The following is an 18,909-nucleotide window of genomic DNA, read 5'->3' as shown; positions in this document are numbered from 1 at the left end:
CGACGATCACGACTTCGCGGGCTCCGCCGGCGGCGGCGGCCGCGAGCGCCGGTCGGGCGGTCCCACCGGCGCCGAGGATCACGATCGGGCCGCCGGCGGCGATGTCGGCGCCGACGGACTGCAGCGCCCCGGCCACCCCGTCGATGTCGGTGCAATCGGCCGACCATCCGTCGTCGGTGCGCACGAGGGTGTTGGCCGATCCCACGAGGCGCGCACGGTCGGTGACGGCATCGGCGTACTCGAGTGCCTCGACCTTGCCGGGCATCGTGACCGAGAGCCCGACGTACTCCTCGTCCAGGGCGTCCACGGTCTCGGCGAGTCGACCCGCGCGACACTCGATGCGCTCATAGGTCCACCCGTCGAGCCCCAGCGCCCGGTAGGCGGCCCGGTGCAAATCCGGCGAGCGCGAATGCTCGATCGGATATCCCAGCACCGCGGCTTTGCGGCTCACCGAGACGTCAGCAGCCGGTCTTGAGGAACCCGTTGTCGCACGCGATCTGCCGCTTGCGGACGTGCTCGTCGAAGTTCTCCGAGAACAGGGTCTTCCCGTTCTTGTCCACGGTGAGGAAGTACAGCCAGTTCCCCTTCGGCGGGTCGAGCATCGCCTTGAGCGCCTGCTCGCCGACGGTGGCGATGGGCGTCGGCGGAAGACCGAAGATCTTGTAGGTGTTCCACTGGGTGTCGGCCTTGTAGTTGTCCCCGTGGACGTCGATGTTGGTCTCGGCGGCCGTGTAGTTGGTCGTCGAGTCCATCTCGAGCCGCTGGTTCTTCGCCAACCGGTTGAGGATGACGCGAGCGACCTTCGGCAGGTCCTCCGGGTGGCGCACCTCGCGCTCGTTGATCGACGCGGCGATCAGCACCTCGTAGGGGCTCAGACCGCTCTTGTTCCCGGTCAGCAGGCCCCACGACTCGTAGCGCCTCGAACTGTCGGAGATCAGCTGGTTGAGGATCTCCGCCGCGGAGGCCTCCGGGTTGACGGCCTCCCAGGTGCCGGGGGCGATCAGACCCTCGAGCCGCCGGTAGTCGCCGGGCAGGGCGGCAACGCCCTTGCGGGCCCACGACGGCACACCGAGCTCATCGGCCGAGGCGGTCTTCGCCGCCTGCTCGAGCTGCTCGACGGTGACGCCGACCTTCTTGCCGTTCAGCTCGACCTCGGTCGCATCGGCGATCAGGTCGAACACACCCGGGATCGTCTTGCGGTCGACGCCTCGCTTGGCCTCCAGCTGGACGCCCTCGGGCACCACCAGACGACCGACGCGGTTGTCGGTTCCAGTCATCATCTCGACCGCCGTGGCGGCCGGGATGCCCTTGCGCATCTTGTAGACGCCGCCGGACAGCGCCTTGCCGTCGGAGGCCTTGATGAAGGCATCGACCGATCCGACGACGCCGGCCTGCTCCAGGATCTGGCCGAAGTTCGTGAGGGAGGAGTTGTCCGGAATCGTCACCAGCACGTCTTCGGTGCCGGCGGTGTTGGAGAAGTCCTTCTTGTTCTTCAGCGCATTGGTGACGAAGGACGGCAGCCAGCCCTGGCGCTTGGCGACGTAGCCACCGCCGGCCACCAGCGCCAGAACGACGACCAGCGCTGTTGCGATCTTGGCCAGTCGGCGCCCGGTCGTGCTCTTGGGCATCTCGTCGGCAGCGACGGCGGCCTGCTTCTTCGCATCCTTCTTGGCCTGCTTGGCGGCCTTCTTGTCCTCGCCCTTCTTGGCCGCGGCCTCGTCCTTGGCGCGCTTCTCCTCGTCGGCGGCCTTCTGCTTGGCCCGCTCGGCATCGTCGTGGTCGTCGTGCCAGGCCGGAGTGGCGGGCGCCGACGGTGCCTCGGTCGGGACCTCCTGCAGTGCGGCAACGGCCGCCGCGGCGTCGGCATCGGCGATCGGGTCCGCGGGCGCCGGTTCCGGCTCGGGTGCCGTCGGTGCGGGCTCGGGCTCGGCGGCGACCACCGGTTCCGGTTCGACCTCGGGCTCGGGTTGCACGGGGGCGGCGACGGCGGGCTTCTCCTCGGCCGCCGGGCGCTCGACCCGCTTGACGACGTTCGGCGTCACGTTCGGGGTGTCCTCATCGGCCGGCTTGGCCGCCTCATCGCCCACCGCCGGAATCTCGCCCGTCATCCACGCCGGCGCACCGGAGTCGCCCGTCGACTGCCCGCGGCGGGTGCGATGTCGCATCGAGGGCGCAGGCTGGTCATTCTTGTCATCGGAGCCGGTAGCTCCCACGTCATCGCTCACGCGCCTCTTCCCTTTCGTCGTTTCGTCCATGTCCGAATTGCCGGTTCCGCCGACTGTATCGCCTGTGCGACGGCGGATGTTTCGGCGAGGCCGGTGGCCGTACGGCCCGCGTCGACGGCGCCCGGACTACCGGACGCCATCCAACCATCCTTGCAGAATAGCGACTGCGGCGGCCTGATCTATGACTCCCCGCGCGCGCCGCGAATCGTGTCCCGCCTCACGCAGCGCCCGACCAGCGCTCACCGTGGTCATCCGCTCGTCGACGAAGATCAGCGGGACCGGCGCCACCGCCGCGGCGAGTCGCTCGGCGAATTCCCGGACGCTCTGTGCCGCCAGGGCCTCCTGCCCGCGCAGGTCGCGCGGGAGTCCGACGATGATCTCGACCGCCTCGTACTCCGCGGTCAACTCCGCCAGTCGCGCCACCGCGGCCGTGTCCTGCGCGGCGGTCGGCCGTCCGGCCTTCGCGCGCGCCACCGTCTCGACGGGTGTCGCGAGGATCCCGTCGGGATCGCACACGGCGACACCGATGCGAACGGTGCCCACATCGACCGCCAGCCGCCGGCCGCGCGGCTGCAGCACTTAGGCGCTCCCCCGCACCAGCTCCGCGATCCGCGCCATCGCGGCGTCGATCCCCGCGGCGTCGGACCCCGATCCCTGCGCCAGGTCGGGCTTGCCGCCGCCGCGGCCGCCGATCAGCGGGGAGATCTCCTTGACGATGGCACCGGCGGCGATGCCCGCATCGCGGGCGCCGGGCGTGGTCGCGACGACGAAGGGCACCTTCGTCGCGTCTCCGTCATCGGCGGGCTCGGCCGAGAACAACGCGACGACCGCCTTGTCGGACTTCGCCCGGGCACGCAGGTCGGCGGCCAATTCGCGCAGTTCGCCGCCGCCGAGGCCGTCTGCCACGCGGCCGCCGATCACGTCGACGTCACCGACGCGCGAGGCCGAGTCGACCAGTCCGACCGTCGCGGCACGGGCCTGCTCGGCACGCAACCGCGCGACCTCGCGCTCGGCGTCCTTGAGTCGGGTCACCAACTGCTCGACGCGCCCGGGCACCTCGGCACTGGGCACCTTGAGCGAGGAGGCAACACCGGCGAGCAGCGCCCGCTCGGTGGACAGGTGGCGGAAGGAGTCCATGCCGACGTACGCCTCGACGCGACGGATCCCCGATCCGACGGAGGATTCGCCGATCAGGGTGATCGGTCCGATCTGCGCCGACGAACCGACGTGCGTGCCGCCGCACAGCTCCATCGAGAAGGGGCCGCCGATCTCCACGACGCGCACCACGTCGCCGTAGTTCTCGCCGAAGAGGGCCATCGCGCCCATCGCCTTGGCCTCGTCGTAGCCGGTCTCGAAGGTGTTGACCGGATGGTTCGCCTCGACGGCCCGGTTGGAGATCTCCTCGATCTCGTGGCGCTGCGCGTCGCTCAGCGGCCCGCTGGCGTGGAAGTCGAAACGCAGATAGCCGGGCTTGTTCAGCGATCCGGCCTGCGTCGCGGTGGGGCCGAGGACCTCGCGCAGCGCCGCGTGGACCATGTGGGTGCCCGAGTGGCCCTGCGTGGCGCCGTGCCGCCAGGCGGGGTCGACCGAGGCGATGACCTCGTCGCCCTCGGCGATCTCGCCGGCCTCCACCCGCCCGCGGTGCAGCCACACCGCCTTGCCGACCTTCTGCACGTCGGTGACGGCGACCCGCACCCCGGCGCTGGTCGTGAGCGTGCCGACGTCGGCCAGCTGGCCGCCGCCCTCGGCGTAGAGCGGCGTGCGGTCCAGGATCACGTCCACCTCGGTCCCCGCCCCGGCGCGACCGATCCGCTCACCGCCGCCGAAGACGCCCAAGACGCGCGCCTCGGTGACCAGCTCGTCGAAGCCGACGAACTCGGTGGGGTGCCCGTCGATGAACTCGCGGTAGGCGGACAGGTCGGCATGTCCGCTCTTGCGCGCGTTCGCATCGTCCTTGGCCCGCTTGCGCTGCTGGGCCATCAACTCGGCGAAGCCGTCCCGGTCGACGGAAAGGCCCGCCGACTCGGCCATCTCGAGGGTCAGGTCGATCGGGAATCCATAGGTGTCGTGGAGCGTGAACGCCGCGGTACCGGTGATCTGGTCCGCACCCGCGGACTTGGTCTGGGCGGCCGCGTCGGCGAACAGCGCCGAGCCGGCGGCCAGGGTCTTGGAGAAGGTCTCCTCCTCGCCGACGGCGACGGTCAGGATGCGGTCGCGGTCGGCGGCCAGCTCCGGATAGGACGGCGCCATCACGTCGATCGCGGTCCCGACGAAGTCACCCATCGTCGGACCGGTCGCGCCCAACAGGCGCACCGAGTACACGACGCGGCGCAGCAGGCGGCGCAGGATGTAGCCCCGGCCCTCGTTGCCCGGCAGCACGCCGTCGCCGATCAGCATCGTCGCGGTGCGCGCGTGGTCGGCGATGACGCGGAACTTCACGTCGTCGGCCGCCCCGTCGCCGCCGCCGGCGCCGTATGCGCGACCGGTCAGCTCGACGGCCCGGTCGATGATCGGCTTGAGCAGATCGGTCTCGTAGACGTTGTCCACGCCCTGCAGGATGCACGCGACGCGCTCGATGCCCATGCCGGTGTCGATGTTCTTCTTCGGCAGCGGCCCGAGGATCTCGTATCCCTCCTTGGCGCCGCCCTCCCCGCGCACGCTCTGCATGAAGACGAGGTTCCAGATCTCGATGTAGCGGTCCTCGTCGACCTCCGGACCGCCCTCCTGCCCGTACGCGGGTCCACGGTCGTAGAAGATCTCCGACGACGGCCCGCACGGACCGGGCACGCCCATCGACCACAGGTTGTCCTTCATGCCGCGACGCTGGATCCGCTCGGCGGGCACACCGATCTCGTCGCGCCAGATGGCCTCGGCCTCGTCGTCGTCGAGATAGACCGTCGGCCACAGCCGCGTCGGGTCGATGCCGTAGCCGCCGTCGGCGACCGGGTTGGTCAGCAGCGTCCAGGCGAATCCGATGGCCTCGCGCTTGAAATAGTCGCCGAACGAGAAGTTGCCGGCCATCTGGAAGAAGGTGTTGTGGCGGGTGGTGATGCCGACCTCTTCGATGTCCAGGGTGCGCACACACTTCTGCACACTCGTGGCACGGTGGAACGGCGGGGTCTGCTCACCCAGGAAGTACGGCTTGAACGGCACCATGCCGGCGTTGACGAACATCAGGTTCGGGTCGTCCAGGACGAGCGGCGCACTCGGCACCTCGGTGTGCCCGTTCCGGATGAAATGGTCCAGGAACCGCTTGCGGATCTCGTGCGTCTGCACTGGGTGGCTGTCCTTCGTCGGGTGGATCGGTCGGTGCCGGCGAGCACCAAAGGTCCAGTCTACCGGCGACGATCAGGACCGCAGGCGGCGGATGATGGCGCGCAACCGCGGCAGCCGTGCGGCCAACTCGCGCTCGGCGCCGCGCTCGGTCGGTGTGTAGTAGTCGACGCCGACGAGTTCATCCGGCGGGTATTGCTGGGGCACCACCCCGTCGGGGTCCTCGTGGGGGTACTTGTAGCCCACCGCACTTCCCAGATCCTTCGCCCCGGCGTAGTGGCCGTCCCGCAGGTGCGGTGGCACCGACCCGATCCTGCCGGCGGCGATGTCGGCCATCGCCGACCCGATCGCCGACACCACGCCGTCGGACTTGGGTGCGGTGGCGAGGTGGATCGTCGCCTGGGTGAGCGCCAGCTTCGCCTCCGGCATGCCGACCAGCGCGACGACCTGGGCGGCGTTGACTGCCGCCGTCAGCGCCGTCGGATCGGCCATCCCGATGTCCTCGCTCGCGTGGATCATGAGCCGACGCGCGATGAAACGCGGATCCTCCCCCGCGCTGATCATCCGCGCCAGGTAGTGCAGCGCCGCGTCGACGTCTGATCCGCGAATCGACTTGATGAAGGCGCTGATGACGTCGTAGTGCTGGTCGCCGTTGCGGTCGTATCGCACGGCTGCCTGGTCGATGGCCGCCTCGACGTCGGCCACGGTCAACTCGACGGGGCTCTCGCCCTCCTCCCGGTCGGCGGCCCCCGCCGCCGCGGCCTCCAGGGCGGTCAGCGCACGGCGCGCGTCACCCCCGGCGACCGACACCAGATGGTCCCGCGCGTCCTCGCTCAGCCGCACCGTCCCGGCCAACCCGTTCTCGGCTCCGACGGCCCGGTCCAACACCGTCCCGATCTCCTCGTCGGACAGGGGCTGCAGAGCGAGCACCAGCGACCGGGACAGCAGCGGGGCGACGACGGAGAAGGACGGGTTCTCGGTGGTCGCGGCGACCAACAGGACGATGCGGTTCTCGACGGCGTCGAGCAGGGCGTCCTGCTGGTTCTTCGAGAACCGGTGGACCTCGTCGATGAAGAGCACCGTCTGTTCCCCGGCCACCAGGCGCCGACGGGCGAGGTCGATGACCGCGCGCACCTCCTTCACACCGGCACTCAATGCGGACAGCGCCTCGAACCGTCCGCCGGTGGCGCGCGAGATGAGCGAGGCCATCGTGGTCTTACCGGTGCCGGGCGGCCCGTACAGCAGCACCGAGGCGGCGCCGGAACCCTCGATCAGCCGGTGCAGCGGCGCCCCCGGCCGCAGGAGGTGCTCCTGGCCGACGACCTCGTCGAGCGACTGCGGGCGCATGCGGACCGCCAGTGGAGCCGAGGGCGGCGGTGCGGACGGCGCCGGCTCGCGGTCGGGCGGTGAGTCGAACAGGCTGTCCATGTCGGGGACTAGGACAACCAGTCCCGGCGCAGCGCCGCGGCGAACCCGGTCGCGAAAGAGGCCAGCTCGGTCAGGCTCGAGTCCGCCCCCGCCCAACGGGTCGCCGCCTCGGCCAGCTCGATCCACCGGTCGCACGCAACCGCCGGGTCGGTGGTCGTGATGGCCCAGTCGTGGGTGAGCATCGCCTCGTCCGCCGCATCGGTCGGCCCGTCGTCGCCCGCCCCGACGAACACCACGGTGGACAGCCACGTCCAGAGCAGGCGCGCCGAGGCGATCACGTCGTGGACGGCGGCCCGATCGCCGAGCGCGGGCCACATGGTCTCGGCCTCCGAGCGCCACGCGTCGATCAGCGCGGTCTCCAGCTCGGCGCGCACGGACGGCGACCGCGAGCCCAGGTGCTCGGGGAAGGTGGCCAGACCATAGGCGACGTCCAGGGTGGCATCGCGGAAGCCGCCCCACTCGTAGTCCATGAAGCGGACGCCGTCGGCGTTGATCAGAATGTTCTCCGGTCCGACGTCGGACGGGCTGAAGGCGCGGAAATCGCCCTCGGCGAACAATCGCACGGCGTGGTCGAGTCGGGCGATCACCGAGTCGGGAACGGCGAGGCCCAACGACTCCGCGACTCCGGGGAGGTCGACCGCCACGCGCCGCGCCCACGCGGTCGGCACGCCTTCGACCGAGCGCGCGCTCGAGCGGCGCAGCAACGCGTTGAAGTCCTCCTCGCCGCCGAAGGTGGCCGCGTGCATGCGCCCCAGGGCCTGGCCCCAGGCGCTCACGGCCCGCGAGACCTCTTCGATGTCGGTCCCCGCCAGCAGGTCGGTCATCGCTCGACCGGTACCGAGGTCGGAGAGCACGATGACGCGCCGGACCGGGTCGTGGGCGATGAGCTGCGGACCGGGCCGACTCTCGCTGGGCAACGCGGTGGCGTACTGGTACGCGGTCACCTCGCGGTGGAAGGACTCCGGATCGTCCTCGGCGCCGAGCGATTTGATCACCAGCGTGCGATGCGTCGACACCGGGTTCCGCGACACCCGCGCACGTGCGACGACACTGCGTCCGCTGCCGCCGAGATCCTCCGGGTCGGTCAGGGTGACCGCCGTTCCGGCCCGCGCCGACAACACGGTTTCCGCCGTGGTCAACGCGCCCTCGATCGGAGTCTCAACGATGGCCGTCATGATCAGTCCAACCTACCCAAGAATGGGATCGGCGTCACTTGTCCGACTGGGCGGGGACCTTCGACTCCGCGGCCGCCGCCTGCGGCTTCGCGTCGATCCCCGATTCCTTGCGCTGGGCGGCCGTGATCGGCGCCGGAGCATCCGTCAACGGGTCGACGCCGCCACCGGACTTCGGGAAGGCGATCACCTCGCGAATCGACGGTTCACCCGCCAGGAGCGACACGATGCGGTCCCAGCCGAAGGCGATGCCACCGTGTGGCGGCGCGCCGAAGGCGAAGGCGTCCAGCAGGAAGCCGAACTTCTCCTGGGCCTCCTGCTCGTCGATGCCCATGATGGCGAAGACCCGCTCCTGCACGTCCCGGCGGTGGATGCGGATCGAACCGCCGCCGATCTCGTTGCCGTTGCAGACGATGTCGTAGGCGTAGGCCAGGGCCGCCCCCGGGGCGGACTCCAGCGACTCGAGCGATTCGGGTTTCGGCGAGGTGAAGGCGTGGTGCACGGCCGTCCAGGCGCCCGAGCCCACCGCGACGTCGCCGGAGGCGGTGGCGTCGTCGGCGGGCTCGAACAGCGGCGCGTCGACGACCCACGTGAACGCCCAGTCGCCCTCCTTGATGAGGCCCAGCTTGTCGGCGATCTCGCCACGGGCCGCGCCGAGCAGCGCCCGCATGCTCTTGACCGGGCCCGCGGCGAAGAAGATGCAGTCGCCCGGCGTGGCACCGACGTGGTCGGCGAGACCGGCCAACTCGGCGTCCGAGAGGTTCTTGGCGACCGGTCCGGTCAGCGTGCCGTCGTCCTGCACCAGCACGTACGCCAGCCCCTTGGCGCCGCGCTGCTTGGCCCACTCCTGCCAGGCGTCGAGCTGACGGCGGGGCTGCGACGCGCCGCCGGGCATCACGACGGCGCCCACGTACGGGGCCTGGAAGACCCGGAACGGGGTGTCGGCGAAGTATTCGGTGCACTCGACCAGTTCCAGGTCGAAGCGCAGGTCCGGCTTGTCGCTGCCGAAGCGTCGCATGGCGTCGGCGTAGGTCATCCGCGGGATCGGGGTGCTGATGTCGACGCCGATCAGTTTCCACAGGGCGACGAGGATCTCCTCGGCGAGGGCGATCACGTCGTCCTCGTCGACGAAGCTCATCTCGACGTCCAGCTGGGTGAACTCGGGCTGCCGGTCGGCGCGGAAGTCCTCGTCGCGATAGCAGCGGGCGATCTGGAAGTACCGCTCCATCCCGGCGACCATCAGCAGCTGCTTGAACAACTGCGGGCTCTGCGGCAGGGCGTAGAAGGAGCCCGGCTGCAGGCGTGCGGGGACCAGGAAGTCGCGGGCGCCCTCCGGCGTGGACCGGGTGAGCGTCGGCGTCTCGATCTCCAGGAAGTCGTGCCCGGCAAGGACGGCCCGCGCCGCGGCGTTGGCCTGGGACCGCAGGCGGATGGCCGCCGCCGGCCCCTCCCGACGCAGGTCCAGGTAGCGGTACTTGAGGCGCGCCTCTTCGCCCGGGTGCTCGTCGAGCTGGAACGGCAGCGGGGCCGATTCGTTGAGCACCTCCAGCTTCGCCGCGCTGATCTCGATCGCACCCGAAGCCAGGTTCGGGTTCTCCGAGCCCTCCGGCCGGATCTCGACGACGCCGGTGACGGCGACGCAGAACTCGGCGCGCAGCCGGTGCGCGGCCGCGGCGACCGCCTCGTCGCGGAACACGACCTGCACCAGCCCGGACGTGTCGCGCAGGTCGATGAACACCACTCCGCCGTGGTCGCGGCGACGGGCCACCCACCCGGCGACCGTCACGGTCTCGCCGGCCGACTCACGGCGCAGCGAACCTGCGAGATGCGTGCGCAGCATCCGATTCCTTCCAACTGTTTGTGAAAGAGCGCGACCGCCGGAGAACCCGGGTCATCGCGAAGAATTCTCGTCCGCGAAGTCTACACACCGGCGATCGGCCCGAGAACGCGCCGCATGGCCATCCGTGCGCCGACGCGCACCAGTTGTGGGAGTATGGCGCTATGACTTTTCAAGGCAGTGGGCAGCTCGAGGGCGGCCACGTCAGTGCGGGTGGTTCCGGCGGCGGATTCGGTGGCGGCTACGGCGGCGGCGGCGGTGACCGGATCGCGATGGGCGGCGGCGCCGGCCTCGTCCTGGTCCTGATCGCACTTCTGCTCGGCGTCAACCCGGGCCAGATCCTCGGCGGCACGGGTGCGGCCCCCATGGGCGGCGGCGCCGGTGGCGGTGCCGATCAGGCGGCGATCCAGCAGAAGCTCGACTCCTGCACCGTGGAGATGGCGAACACCGATTCGATCTGCCGCATCAAGGCGACGACGATCAGCGTGGACAAGGTCTGGTCGCACCTGCTGCCCGGCTACACCTCCCCCAGCACCACGATCTTCTCCGGCGCGGTCAACACCGGGTGCGGGCCGGCCCAGTCGGCGATGGGCCCGTTCTACTGCCCCGCCGACAAGACCGCCTATTTCGACCCGTCCTTCTTCGACACCCTCAAGCAGATGGGTGGCAGCAACGGTCCGCTGTCGCAGATGTACGTGGTCGCCCACGAGTACGGCCACCACGTGGAGAACCTCCTCGGCGTGCTGCAGAAGGGCAATCGGATGGGCAATGCCGGTTCGGTCCGCATCGAGCTGCAGGCCGACTGCCTGGCGGGCGTGTGGGCGTCGAATGCCGACAAGGGCCCCGACGCCATGCTGGCGCCGATCACCCAGGATCAGATCAGCTCGGTCATCCAGACCGCCAAGGCGATCGGCGACGACACCATTCAGGGTTCGAACTCGAACCCGGAGGGTTGGACCCACGGTTCGGCCGAGCAGCGCTCGCGCTGGTTCATGACCGGCTACCAGTCCGGCGACATGCGCCGCTGCGACACCTTCGCCACCAACGACCTCTGAGTCGGGTCCGACTACTCGAGTTCACCGACGAGTAGTCGGATCTCCTCGACCGCGTTGGACAGCGACACCCGTTCCTGGGTGCCGGTCTTGAGGTTCTTGACCTCGATGCCCTGCTCGGCGAGTTCGCGCTCGCCCAGGACGAGCGCGAACGTCGCACCGGACCGGTCGGCGGCCTTCATCGCGCCCTTCACACCGCGATCGCCGTAGGCGAGGTCGACGGCGATGCCCGCGGCGCGCAATTGCGCGGCGATCGCGACCAGCTCGGCCTTGGCCGTCTCCCCCATCGGCACCCCGAACACGGTGCACCGGGCCGGCTCCTCGGTCGCCACACCCTCGGCCTGCAGCGCCAGCACGGTGCGGTCGACGCCGATGCCGAAGCCGATGCCCGAGAGGTCCTGTTTGCCGCCGAGCTGGCGCATCAGTCCGTCGTAGCGCCCGCCGCCGCCGATGCCCGACTGGGCGCCCAGGCCGTCGTGGACGAACTCGAAGGTGGTCTTCGTGTAGTAGTCCAACCCGCGCACCAGTCGCGGGTTGATCTCGTAGGCCACGCCCAGGCGGTCCAGGTGCGCGCGCACCGCGGCGAAGTGCTCCGCGGACTCGGTGGACAAGTGGTCGAGCAGCAGGGGTGCGTCGGCGGTCATCTCCCGCACGTGCGGCCGCTTGTCGTCCAGGACGCGCAGGGGGTTGATCTCGGCCCGGGCGCGGGTCGCCTCGTCGAGGTCCAGGCGGCCCAGGAAGTCCTGCAACAGCGCTCGGTACGCCGGTCGATCCGCGGCGGTGCCGAGCGAGGAGAGTTCCAGCCGGTACCCGGTCAGGCCGAGTCGACGGTAGGCCTCGTCGGCGATGGCGATCACCTCGGCGTCCAACGCCGGGTCGTCGATGCCGATCGCCTCGACGCCGACCTGCTGCAGCTGGCGGTATCGGCCCTCCTGTGGCTTCTCGTAGCGGAAGAACGGGCCGGCGTAGCAGAGCTTGACCGGCAGCGGGCCGCGGTCCAAGCCGTGTTGGATCACCGCGCGCATCACGCCCGCGGTGCCCTCCGGCCGCAGCGTGACACTGCGCTCGCCGCGATCGTCGAAGGTGTACATCTCCTTCGACACCACGTCGGTCGACTCACCGACGCCGCGCGCGAACAGTCGGGTGTCCTCGAAGACGGGAAGTTCGATGTGGCCGTATCCCGCCAGTGCCGCGGCGGTGGTGAGGGTGCCGCGCACACGCGTGAAGTCCGCCGAGCGCGGCGGGTAGTAGTCCGGGATGCCGCGCGGCGCCTGGAATTCGCTCACAGTCCGTAACGTCCTTTCCGGTCGCCGCCGCCGGCGCCGCCGATCCCGGCCAGGAACGGGTTGCCCGCACGCTCGGCGCCGATGCTGGTCTGCGGACCGTGTCCGGGCAGCACCAGCGTCTCGTCGGGCAGGGGCAACAGCTTCGCGGCGATCGAGTCCAGAAGTTGTTGATGGTCGCCGCCGGGCAGATCCGTGCGCCCGATCGACCCCTGGAACAATACGTCGCCGGAGAACACGACCGGCACCGGCTCGCCGTCGTCGCCGGGCGCCTCGATCCCCAGCAGCACCGACCCCTGGGTGTGCCCGGGCGCCAGATCGACCGAGAACCGCAACCCGGCCAGGTCGATCTGCTCCTCGTCGGCGAACTCCACCACCTTCTCCGGCTCGTGGAAGGTCAACACGCCCACGACCGCGCCGAGCGTGCGGCCGATCCCCTTGGACGGGTCGGTCAGCATCGGCCGGTCGGCGGGGTGGATGTAACAGGGGATGCCGTAGCGCCGGCACACCTTCTCCGCGTTCCAGGTGTGGTCCAGGTGGCCGTGGGTCAACAGCACCGCCACCGGGTTGAGGCCGTGTTCCTCACAGAGCGCGACGATCTGCTCCTCGGCGTCCTGACCGGGGTCGATGATCACCGCGTCGCCGCCGGCACCGCCGGGCGACGCGTCGGCCGAGACGAGGTAGCAGTTCGTGGCGAACATGCCGGCGGGGAATCCGGTGATCAACATGAGGGCCATTCTCCCAGAAATCCCCCGGGTCCCGCCGACCCGGCCGACACCCGGTGTCGCCGCACTCGGGCGGGAACTGGCACTATGGCACGAGAACTTCGATCACGCCGAGGAGAACCGCCGCCCGTGACCAGCAACGACGCGAACCAGACCAACGAGGATCGGCGTCTGGCCGCCAAGCGAAAGCTTGAGGCCAGGCTGGCCGCCGAGCGCGACCGCAAGCGCCGCAGCCTCAACATCACCATCGCGATCCTGACCGTGCTGGCATTGATCGTCGCCGCCACCGTCGTCTGGCTCGCCGAGACCTTCATCGGCACGGTGAACTGCCAGTGGACCAAGCCGGACACCACCTTGGCCAAGACGATCCAGGGCCGGGACAAGATCATCAACGAGCAGCCGCCGGAGCGGCGCGCCGAGGCCGCCAAGTATATGGACGAGTTGGCGGCGGGCGTCCCCAAGGAGCGCAACGCGGCCGAGCCGTCGTCGAATGTGCCGCTCCCCTTCCCGGGCACCCACCGGTACGTCAAGACCGGGTCGTGGCTGGCCGGGTCGACGACGCCGATGACGCTCACCACCAACCGCGGTGACCTGCCGATCACGCTCGACCACGCCTCGGCGCCGTGCAACTCGGCCGCCATCGAGTCGCTGGCCAAGGGCGGCTACTACGACGGCACCGACTGCCACCGCCTCACCAACAGCGCGAACCTCAAGGTCCTCCAGTGCGGTGACCCGACCGGTACCGGCATGGGCAACCCCGGCTGGAACAGCCCGGACGAGGCGCCCACCGACCTCAAGCCCGTCGCCGGCGCCCAGGCCAACCCGATGATGCCGGGGTCCGGTCCGGTCACCTACCCGCGCGGAGTCGTCGCGATCGCCAACTCGAACAACGCGATGCTCGGCCGGGCCAACACCGGCGGCGCCCAGTTCTTCATCGTCTACTCCGACTCGCAGCTGACCCCGGACTTCGCCGTGGTCGGCCACCTCGACGAGGCCGGCATGAAGACTCTCGACGACATCTCCAAGACCCCGATCGTCCCCGGCCTCGACGGTGTCAAGGAGAGCGGCAAGCCGAAGACCCCGGTCACCATCAAGTCGGCCAAGGTCGGCTGAGCCGCAGGTCACACGGCCACACTGCCACGCGGCTGGTCAACGGCCGGCTCCGCGGGCTACGCGGCTGAGGTGACCCGGTAGACGTCGTAGACGCCCTCGATGTTGCGCACGACGTTGAGGACGTGGCCCAGGTGGGTCGGATCGCCCATCTCGAAGGTGAAGCGGCTGACCGCGACGCGGTCGTTGTTGGTGGTCACCGACGCCGACAAGATGTTGAGCTTCTCATCGGCCAGCGCCTTGGTCACATCCGACAGCAACCGGTGCCGGTCGAGTGCCTCCACCTGAATCGCGACGAGGAACACCGACGAGTCCGATGGCGCCCACACCACGTCGATGAGCCGCTCGTCCTGCTGCTGCAGGGACTCCGAGTTGGGGCAGTCCGTGCGGTGGACGCTGACGCCGCCACCGCGGGTGACGAAGCCGAGGATCTCGTCCCCGGGCACCGGCGTGCAACACTTCGCCAGCTTGATCAGCACGTTGTCGACGCCCTCGACGACCACGCCGGCATCGGCCCCGGCGCGTCGGCGCGGTGGAATCGTCGACGGGGTGGTGATCTCGGCCAGTTCCTCCTCGGCGCTGTCGATGCCGCCGAGCTGGGCCACCAGCCGCGTCACGACCCGGTGTGCCGTGACCTGGTTCTCGCCCACCGCCGTGTACAGCGCGGTGACGTCCGGATAGCGCAGCTCCGCGGCGACGGCGCTCATGTTCTCACCCGTCATCAACCGCTGCAGCGGTAGCCCGCCGCGCCGCACCTCCTTGGCGATCGCCTCCTTGCCCGCGTCGAGGGCCTCCTCGCGCCGCTCCTTGGCGAACCACTGGCGGATCTTCGACTTGGCCCGCGGGGACACCACGAAGTTCTGCCAGTCCTTCGACGGGCCGGCGTTGGGTGCTTTGGAGGTGAAGACCTCGACGACCTCGCCGTTGTCGAGTTTGCGCTCGAGTGCCACCAGGCGGCCGTTGACGCGCGCACCGATACAGCGGTGGCCGACCTCGGTGTGGACCGCATAGGCGAAGTCGACCGGCGTCGAACCCGTCGGCAGGGTGATCACGTCGCCCTTCGGGGTGAAGACGAAGATCTCCTTGACGGCCAGGTCGTACCGCAACGACTCGAGGAACTCGCCGGGATCGGCGGCCTCCCGCTGCCAGTCGAGCAGCTGCCTCATCCAGGCCATGTCGTCGATCTCGGCCAGTTCGGCCCGCTTGTGGCCCTTCCGGTCGCGGTACCCGCCTTCCTTGTACCGCCAGTGCGCGGCGATTCCGAACTCGGCCGTGCGGTGCATGTCCGACGTTCGGATCTGCACCTCCAGCGGCTTGCCCTCCGGTCCGATCACCGTCGTGTGCAGCGACTGGTACACGCCGTACCGCGGCTGGGCGATGTAGTCCTTGAAGCGGCCGGCCATCGGCTGCCACAGCGAGTGCACGACGCCGACCGCCGCATAGCAGTCGCGCACGTCGTCGCACAGGATGCGGATGCCGACGAGGTCGTGGATGTCGTCGAAGTCGCGGCCCTTGACGATCATCTTCTGGTAGATCGACCAGTAGTGCTTGGGCCGGCCCTCGACGACGGCCGACAACCGCGCCGCCGACAGCGCCTGGTTCACCTCGTCGCGGACCTTGGCCAGGTAGGTGTCGCGCGAGGGCGCCCGATCGGCGACGAGCCGCACGATCTCCTCGTAGCGCTTGGGGTGCAGGATGGCGAACGCCAGGTCCTCCAGCTCCCACTTCACGGTGGCCATCCCGAGGCGGTGCGCGAGCGGGGCGATGACCTCGAGGGTCTCGCGGGCCTTGCGCGCCTGCTTCTCCGGCGGCAGGAAGCGCATCGTGCGCATGTTGTGCAGACGGTCGGCGACCTTGATCACCAGCACGCGGGGGTCGCGGGCCATGGCGATGATCATCTTGCGAATCGTCTCGGCCTCGGCGGCGGTGCCGAGTGCCACCTTGTCCAACTTGGTGACACCGTCGACGAGGTGGGCGACCTCCGGCCCGAAGTCGTCGGTGATCTGCTGCAGGGAGTAGCCGGTGTCCTCGACCGTGTCGTGGAGCAGCGCCGCCACCAACGTCGTCGTGTCCATGCCGAGGTCGGCCAGGATGGTCGCCACCGCCAGCGGATGGGTGATGTAGGAATCCCCCGACTTGCGGAACTGGCCCTCGTGCTGGGCCTCGGCGATGTCGTAGGCGCGCTGCAGAAGCGTCACGTCGGCCTTCGGGTACACCTCGCGGTGCAGGGCGGCCAACGGCTCGAGGACCGGGCGCACCGAGGAGCGCGTCGAGGTCATCCGACGGGCCAGGCGGGCGCGCACCCGGCGCGTCGCCGACGATTGGGGCTCGGCCTGGGGCGAGGCCTCCGCGGGCGTCGACGGCTCGGGGACGTCGGCGGCGTCGATCGCGACGTCGGTCTTCGACGTGTCGTCCATCAGACCTCCCCTCGCGCTGCTTCTCCCAAGTCTAAACGCGCGCTCGGCGGATCTGCCTCCCTCACGCGCTGGTGATCGTCCGGATCGGCGTCCCGCGCGGGAGCGATCGCTCCACCGCGGCCCGGCCGCCCAGCCCGGTCAACTCCATCGCCACCGCCACACCGACCACCCGGGCGCCCGCCTCGTCCAACAGCCCGGCGGTGGCCGCGATCGTGCCGCCGGTCGCCAGGACGTCGTCGACGATCAGTGCCCGCCGGCCGGCGAGGTCGAGCGAGTCCGCGGGGATTTCCAAGGTGGCGGTGCCGTATTCGAGGTCGTAGGTCCGGGCGAGGACCGGTGGCGGCAGCTTCCCCGACTTGCGCACGGCCAGGACACCGACACCCAGGTGTTGGGCCACGGCCCCGCCGAGGAGGAATCCGCGGGCGTCGATGCCGGCGACGACCTCGACGTCCGCGCACCCGTGCGCCAAGGCGGCCACGACCGCCGCGAATCCGGAGGCGTCGGCCAGGACGGGCGTGAGATCGCGAAACACGATGCCGGGCGCCGGGAAGTCGGCGACGGTGCGCGACAGCGAGGAGATCGCCGTGCGCGCCCCGGCCAGGCTCACTTCCGCGACCACCGATCCATGTTCCACCCGGTGCCGTTGCGCGCACGGCCGCCGATGACGCCGTCGAGCTTGCCGGACCACTGTTGTTCGCGCGGGGTCGCGAACAGCGGGATGGCCGCGAGATCGCGCCAGGCGGCCGCCTCCATCGCGCGCGACTGCGCGAGCTGGTCGCCGGCGACGGCCGTCAACGCGAATGTCGACACGGCGTCGGCGGCCGCCGGGTCGGCGAAGTCGCCGATGTTCAACGGATCGCCGCGGTACAGCCCGTACGCGTCGCGCACGACCTCGGCGGCACCGGCGGCGGCGAAGCTCGACCCGGTGTTCAACAGGAGGGCGTCCAGGTCCCCCGCACGCAGCGCACCGACCTTGACGTCGGGGCTCGCCGCGTCGAGCACCTCGATCCCGGCGCGTCGGCACGACGAGGCGATGTCGGCCACCATCTGCTGGCGCCGCGCATCGGGGCCGAGATAGCCGATCCGGACCTTCAACGGTGGCGGTGGCGCACCGTTCGGCGCCGGGGGCCGCTGCTTGGCCGTCTCGCGCGCACGGACGACGTCGGCCCGGGCGTAGCGCTGCCCGAACTGGCCGTTGATCGGGTCGGCCAGATCACTCGCCGGGGTCAGGACGTGCAGGTTCCATGGCTGGGAGCCGAATCCGTACCCGCGGGCGAGCGCGTCGCGCGGCACGCAGGAGCCGAAGGCCTGACGGGCTTGCGGTGTGGCCAGCGCCCCTCGATGGGCCAGCACGATCTGCTCGGTCGACAGTGCGCCGGAGGACGGTGCCACCTGCGGCGGGGCCGCCTGGCTTCCCGCCGGCACGTCGGCGAGACCGGCGGTCGCGTCGGTGACGTCGAAGCCGCCGGCGCCGCTGCGCGCCGCGAGGTCGGTGTTGCGGCCGAAGACGACGATGCTGGCCAGAGTGGCCGGCTGCCCCCACCACTTCTCGTTGCGCACCAGCCTCAGCCCGGTCTTCGGGTCGAAGGACTCGGCGCGGTACGGGCCCGAGGACAGGAAGCGCTTGGGGTCGAGCGGTCCGGTGGGCAGGGCGAAGCCGGTGTTCCACGACTTGGCGATGGCCGCCAGGCCCGCCATGTTCTTGGTGCGGACGGCGTCGATGACGTTGGGCAGGCCGGCGTCGCGGGCCACCACGTGTGCCGGCAGCAGGTCACCGGCACCGAACAGGTCGCGCCAATCCCGATAGTCGCGGCCCTTGGCGAAGCGGACCGTCGCGGTCTTGTCGCCCGGCGTGCACTCGACGCGGTCGATGTCGCGATAACCGGCGGTCGTCGCCGGCTCGAAGCCGCGGAACCGACCACTCTGCGCCACCCAGGACAGGACGATGTCGTCGCAGGTCATCGGCGTGCCGTCGGAGTAGACGGCCTTGGGCGAGAACGTGTAGCGCAGCGTCAACGTCGGACCGGGCGCGAGCGCCACCTCGCCGATGTCGCGGTCGGAGATCGTCTGCCCCTGCGGGCCGAGGGTGCTGAAACCGCCCTGCACACGGGTGAAGGCCATCAGCACGCCATCGGAGTTCCCGTCGACTCCGGCGGCGTTGTACGTGCTCAGCCGCGCATCGGTCCGGTAGTAGAGCGGGGCGTTCTGGTCGGCGCCACAGGCCGTGAGCAGCCCCGCACCGACGACCGCCCCGACCAGCAGCGCGCCCAGCGTCGTGGCCCTGCGCATGAGTTTTCGCACGGTCGCAAGACTAGCGCGAACGGCGCCGCTTCCCGGTGGGGCGCGCGGCGTCGTGCCGACCGCCGTCGTCGGGGGCCGCGGGCCGG

The 18,909-nt window shown here is 70.4% G+C and carries 13 protein-coding genes and 1 pseudogene; 2 read left to right on the top strand and 12 right to left on the bottom strand.

Annotated features, from left to right (window positions below; all coding sequences use genetic code 11):
- The 7 genes and pseudogenes from QM634_RS04440 to aspS form a co-directional block, all read right to left on the bottom strand.
- Positions 1–451 (bottom strand): annotated as a pseudogene (locus tag QM634_RS04440) (shikimate dehydrogenase); the annotation flags it as partial.
- Positions 452–458: 7 nt separating this feature from the next.
- Positions 459–2,165, bottom strand: a complete 1,707-nt coding sequence (gene mltG / locus QM634_RS04435) for an endolytic transglycosylase MltG (protein ID WP_415041564.1) — start codon at positions 2,163–2,165, stop codon at positions 459–461.
- A 186-nt stretch (positions 2,166–2,351) separates the two neighbouring features.
- On the bottom strand, positions 2,352–2,804 hold the full coding sequence (ruvX, locus tag QM634_RS04430) for a Holliday junction resolvase RuvX (RefSeq protein WP_415041563.1): 453 nt from the start codon (positions 2,802–2,804) through the stop codon (positions 2,352–2,354).
- Positions 2,805–5,501 carry an alanine--tRNA ligase gene (gene alaS, locus QM634_RS04425; protein WP_415041562.1) on the bottom strand — a complete coding sequence of 899 codons (2,697 nt, stop codon included), beginning with the start codon at positions 5,499–5,501 and terminating at the stop codon, positions 2,805–2,807.
- A gap of 72 nt (positions 5,502–5,573) precedes the next feature.
- Positions 5,574–6,926: a replication-associated recombination protein A gene (locus tag QM634_RS04420; RefSeq protein ID WP_415041561.1), complete on the bottom strand. Its 1,353-nt coding sequence runs from the start codon at positions 6,924–6,926 to the stop codon at positions 5,574–5,576.
- 8 nt (positions 6,927–6,934) lie between these two features.
- A complete protein-coding gene (locus QM634_RS04415; RefSeq protein ID WP_415041560.1) occupies positions 6,935–8,101 on the bottom strand; it encodes a hypothetical protein in 1,167 nt (388 codons plus the stop codon).
- A 34-nt stretch (positions 8,102–8,135) separates the two neighbouring features.
- Positions 8,136–9,938 (bottom strand): aspartate--tRNA ligase, encoded by a 1,803-nt coding sequence (aspS, locus tag QM634_RS04410; RefSeq protein WP_415041559.1) that lies wholly within the window; start codon positions 9,936–9,938, stop codon positions 8,136–8,138.
- Positions 9,939–10,099: 161 nt separating this feature from the next.
- On the opposite strand from aspS, the gene QM634_RS04405 reads away from it, so the two are divergent.
- Positions 10,100–10,990, top strand: a complete 891-nt coding sequence (locus QM634_RS04405) for a neutral zinc metallopeptidase (RefSeq protein ID WP_415041558.1) — start codon at positions 10,100–10,102, stop codon at positions 10,988–10,990.
- An 11-nt stretch (positions 10,991–11,001) separates the two neighbouring features.
- Here the strand turns inward: QM634_RS04405 and hisS are convergent, their stop codons facing one another.
- A complete protein-coding gene (gene hisS, locus QM634_RS04400) occupies positions 11,002–12,273 on the bottom strand; it encodes a histidine--tRNA ligase (RefSeq protein WP_415041557.1) in 1,272 nt (423 codons plus the stop codon).
- The gene (locus QM634_RS04395) at positions 12,270–12,998 is read right to left on the bottom strand and encodes an MBL fold metallo-hydrolase (RefSeq protein WP_415041556.1); all 729 of its coding nucleotides are present in this window, start codon (positions 12,996–12,998) and stop codon (positions 12,270–12,272) included. Before QM634_RS04395 ends, hisS begins: the two co-directional genes overlap by 4 nt.
- A gap of 126 nt (positions 12,999–13,124) precedes the next feature.
- On the opposite strand from QM634_RS04395, the gene QM634_RS04390 reads away from it, so the two are divergent.
- Positions 13,125–14,108, top strand: a complete 984-nt coding sequence (locus tag QM634_RS04390; protein ID WP_415041555.1) for a peptidylprolyl isomerase — start codon at positions 13,125–13,127, stop codon at positions 14,106–14,108.
- Between the two features lie 56 nt (positions 14,109–14,164).
- On the opposite strand, the gene QM634_RS04385 is transcribed toward QM634_RS04390, so the two are convergent.
- From QM634_RS04385 to QM634_RS04375, 3 genes are all read right to left on the bottom strand, one after another.
- Complete coding sequence (locus tag QM634_RS04385) at positions 14,165–16,522, bottom strand: RelA/SpoT family protein (RefSeq protein WP_415041554.1); 2,358 nt, start codon at positions 16,520–16,522, stop codon at positions 14,165–14,167.
- Between the two features lie 61 nt (positions 16,523–16,583).
- Positions 16,584–17,141 (bottom strand): adenine phosphoribosyltransferase, encoded by a 558-nt coding sequence (locus QM634_RS04380; RefSeq protein ID WP_415041553.1) that lies wholly within the window; start codon positions 17,139–17,141, stop codon positions 16,584–16,586.
- On the bottom strand, positions 17,126–18,823 hold the full coding sequence (locus tag QM634_RS04375) for an ABC transporter substrate-binding protein (RefSeq protein WP_415041552.1): 1,698 nt from the start codon (positions 18,821–18,823) through the stop codon (positions 17,126–17,128). Before QM634_RS04375 ends, QM634_RS04380 begins: the two co-directional genes overlap by 16 nt.
- Positions 18,824–18,909: the final 86 nt, after the last annotated feature.

Source organism: Gordonia sp. (in: high G+C Gram-positive bacteria), assembly GCF_047606305.1.
GTDB lineage: Bacteria > Actinomycetota > Actinomycetes > Mycobacteriales > Mycobacteriaceae > Gordonia.
The sequence above is the reverse complement of the archived record's forward strand: the minus strand, read 5'-3'. Positions and strand labels throughout refer to the sequence as shown.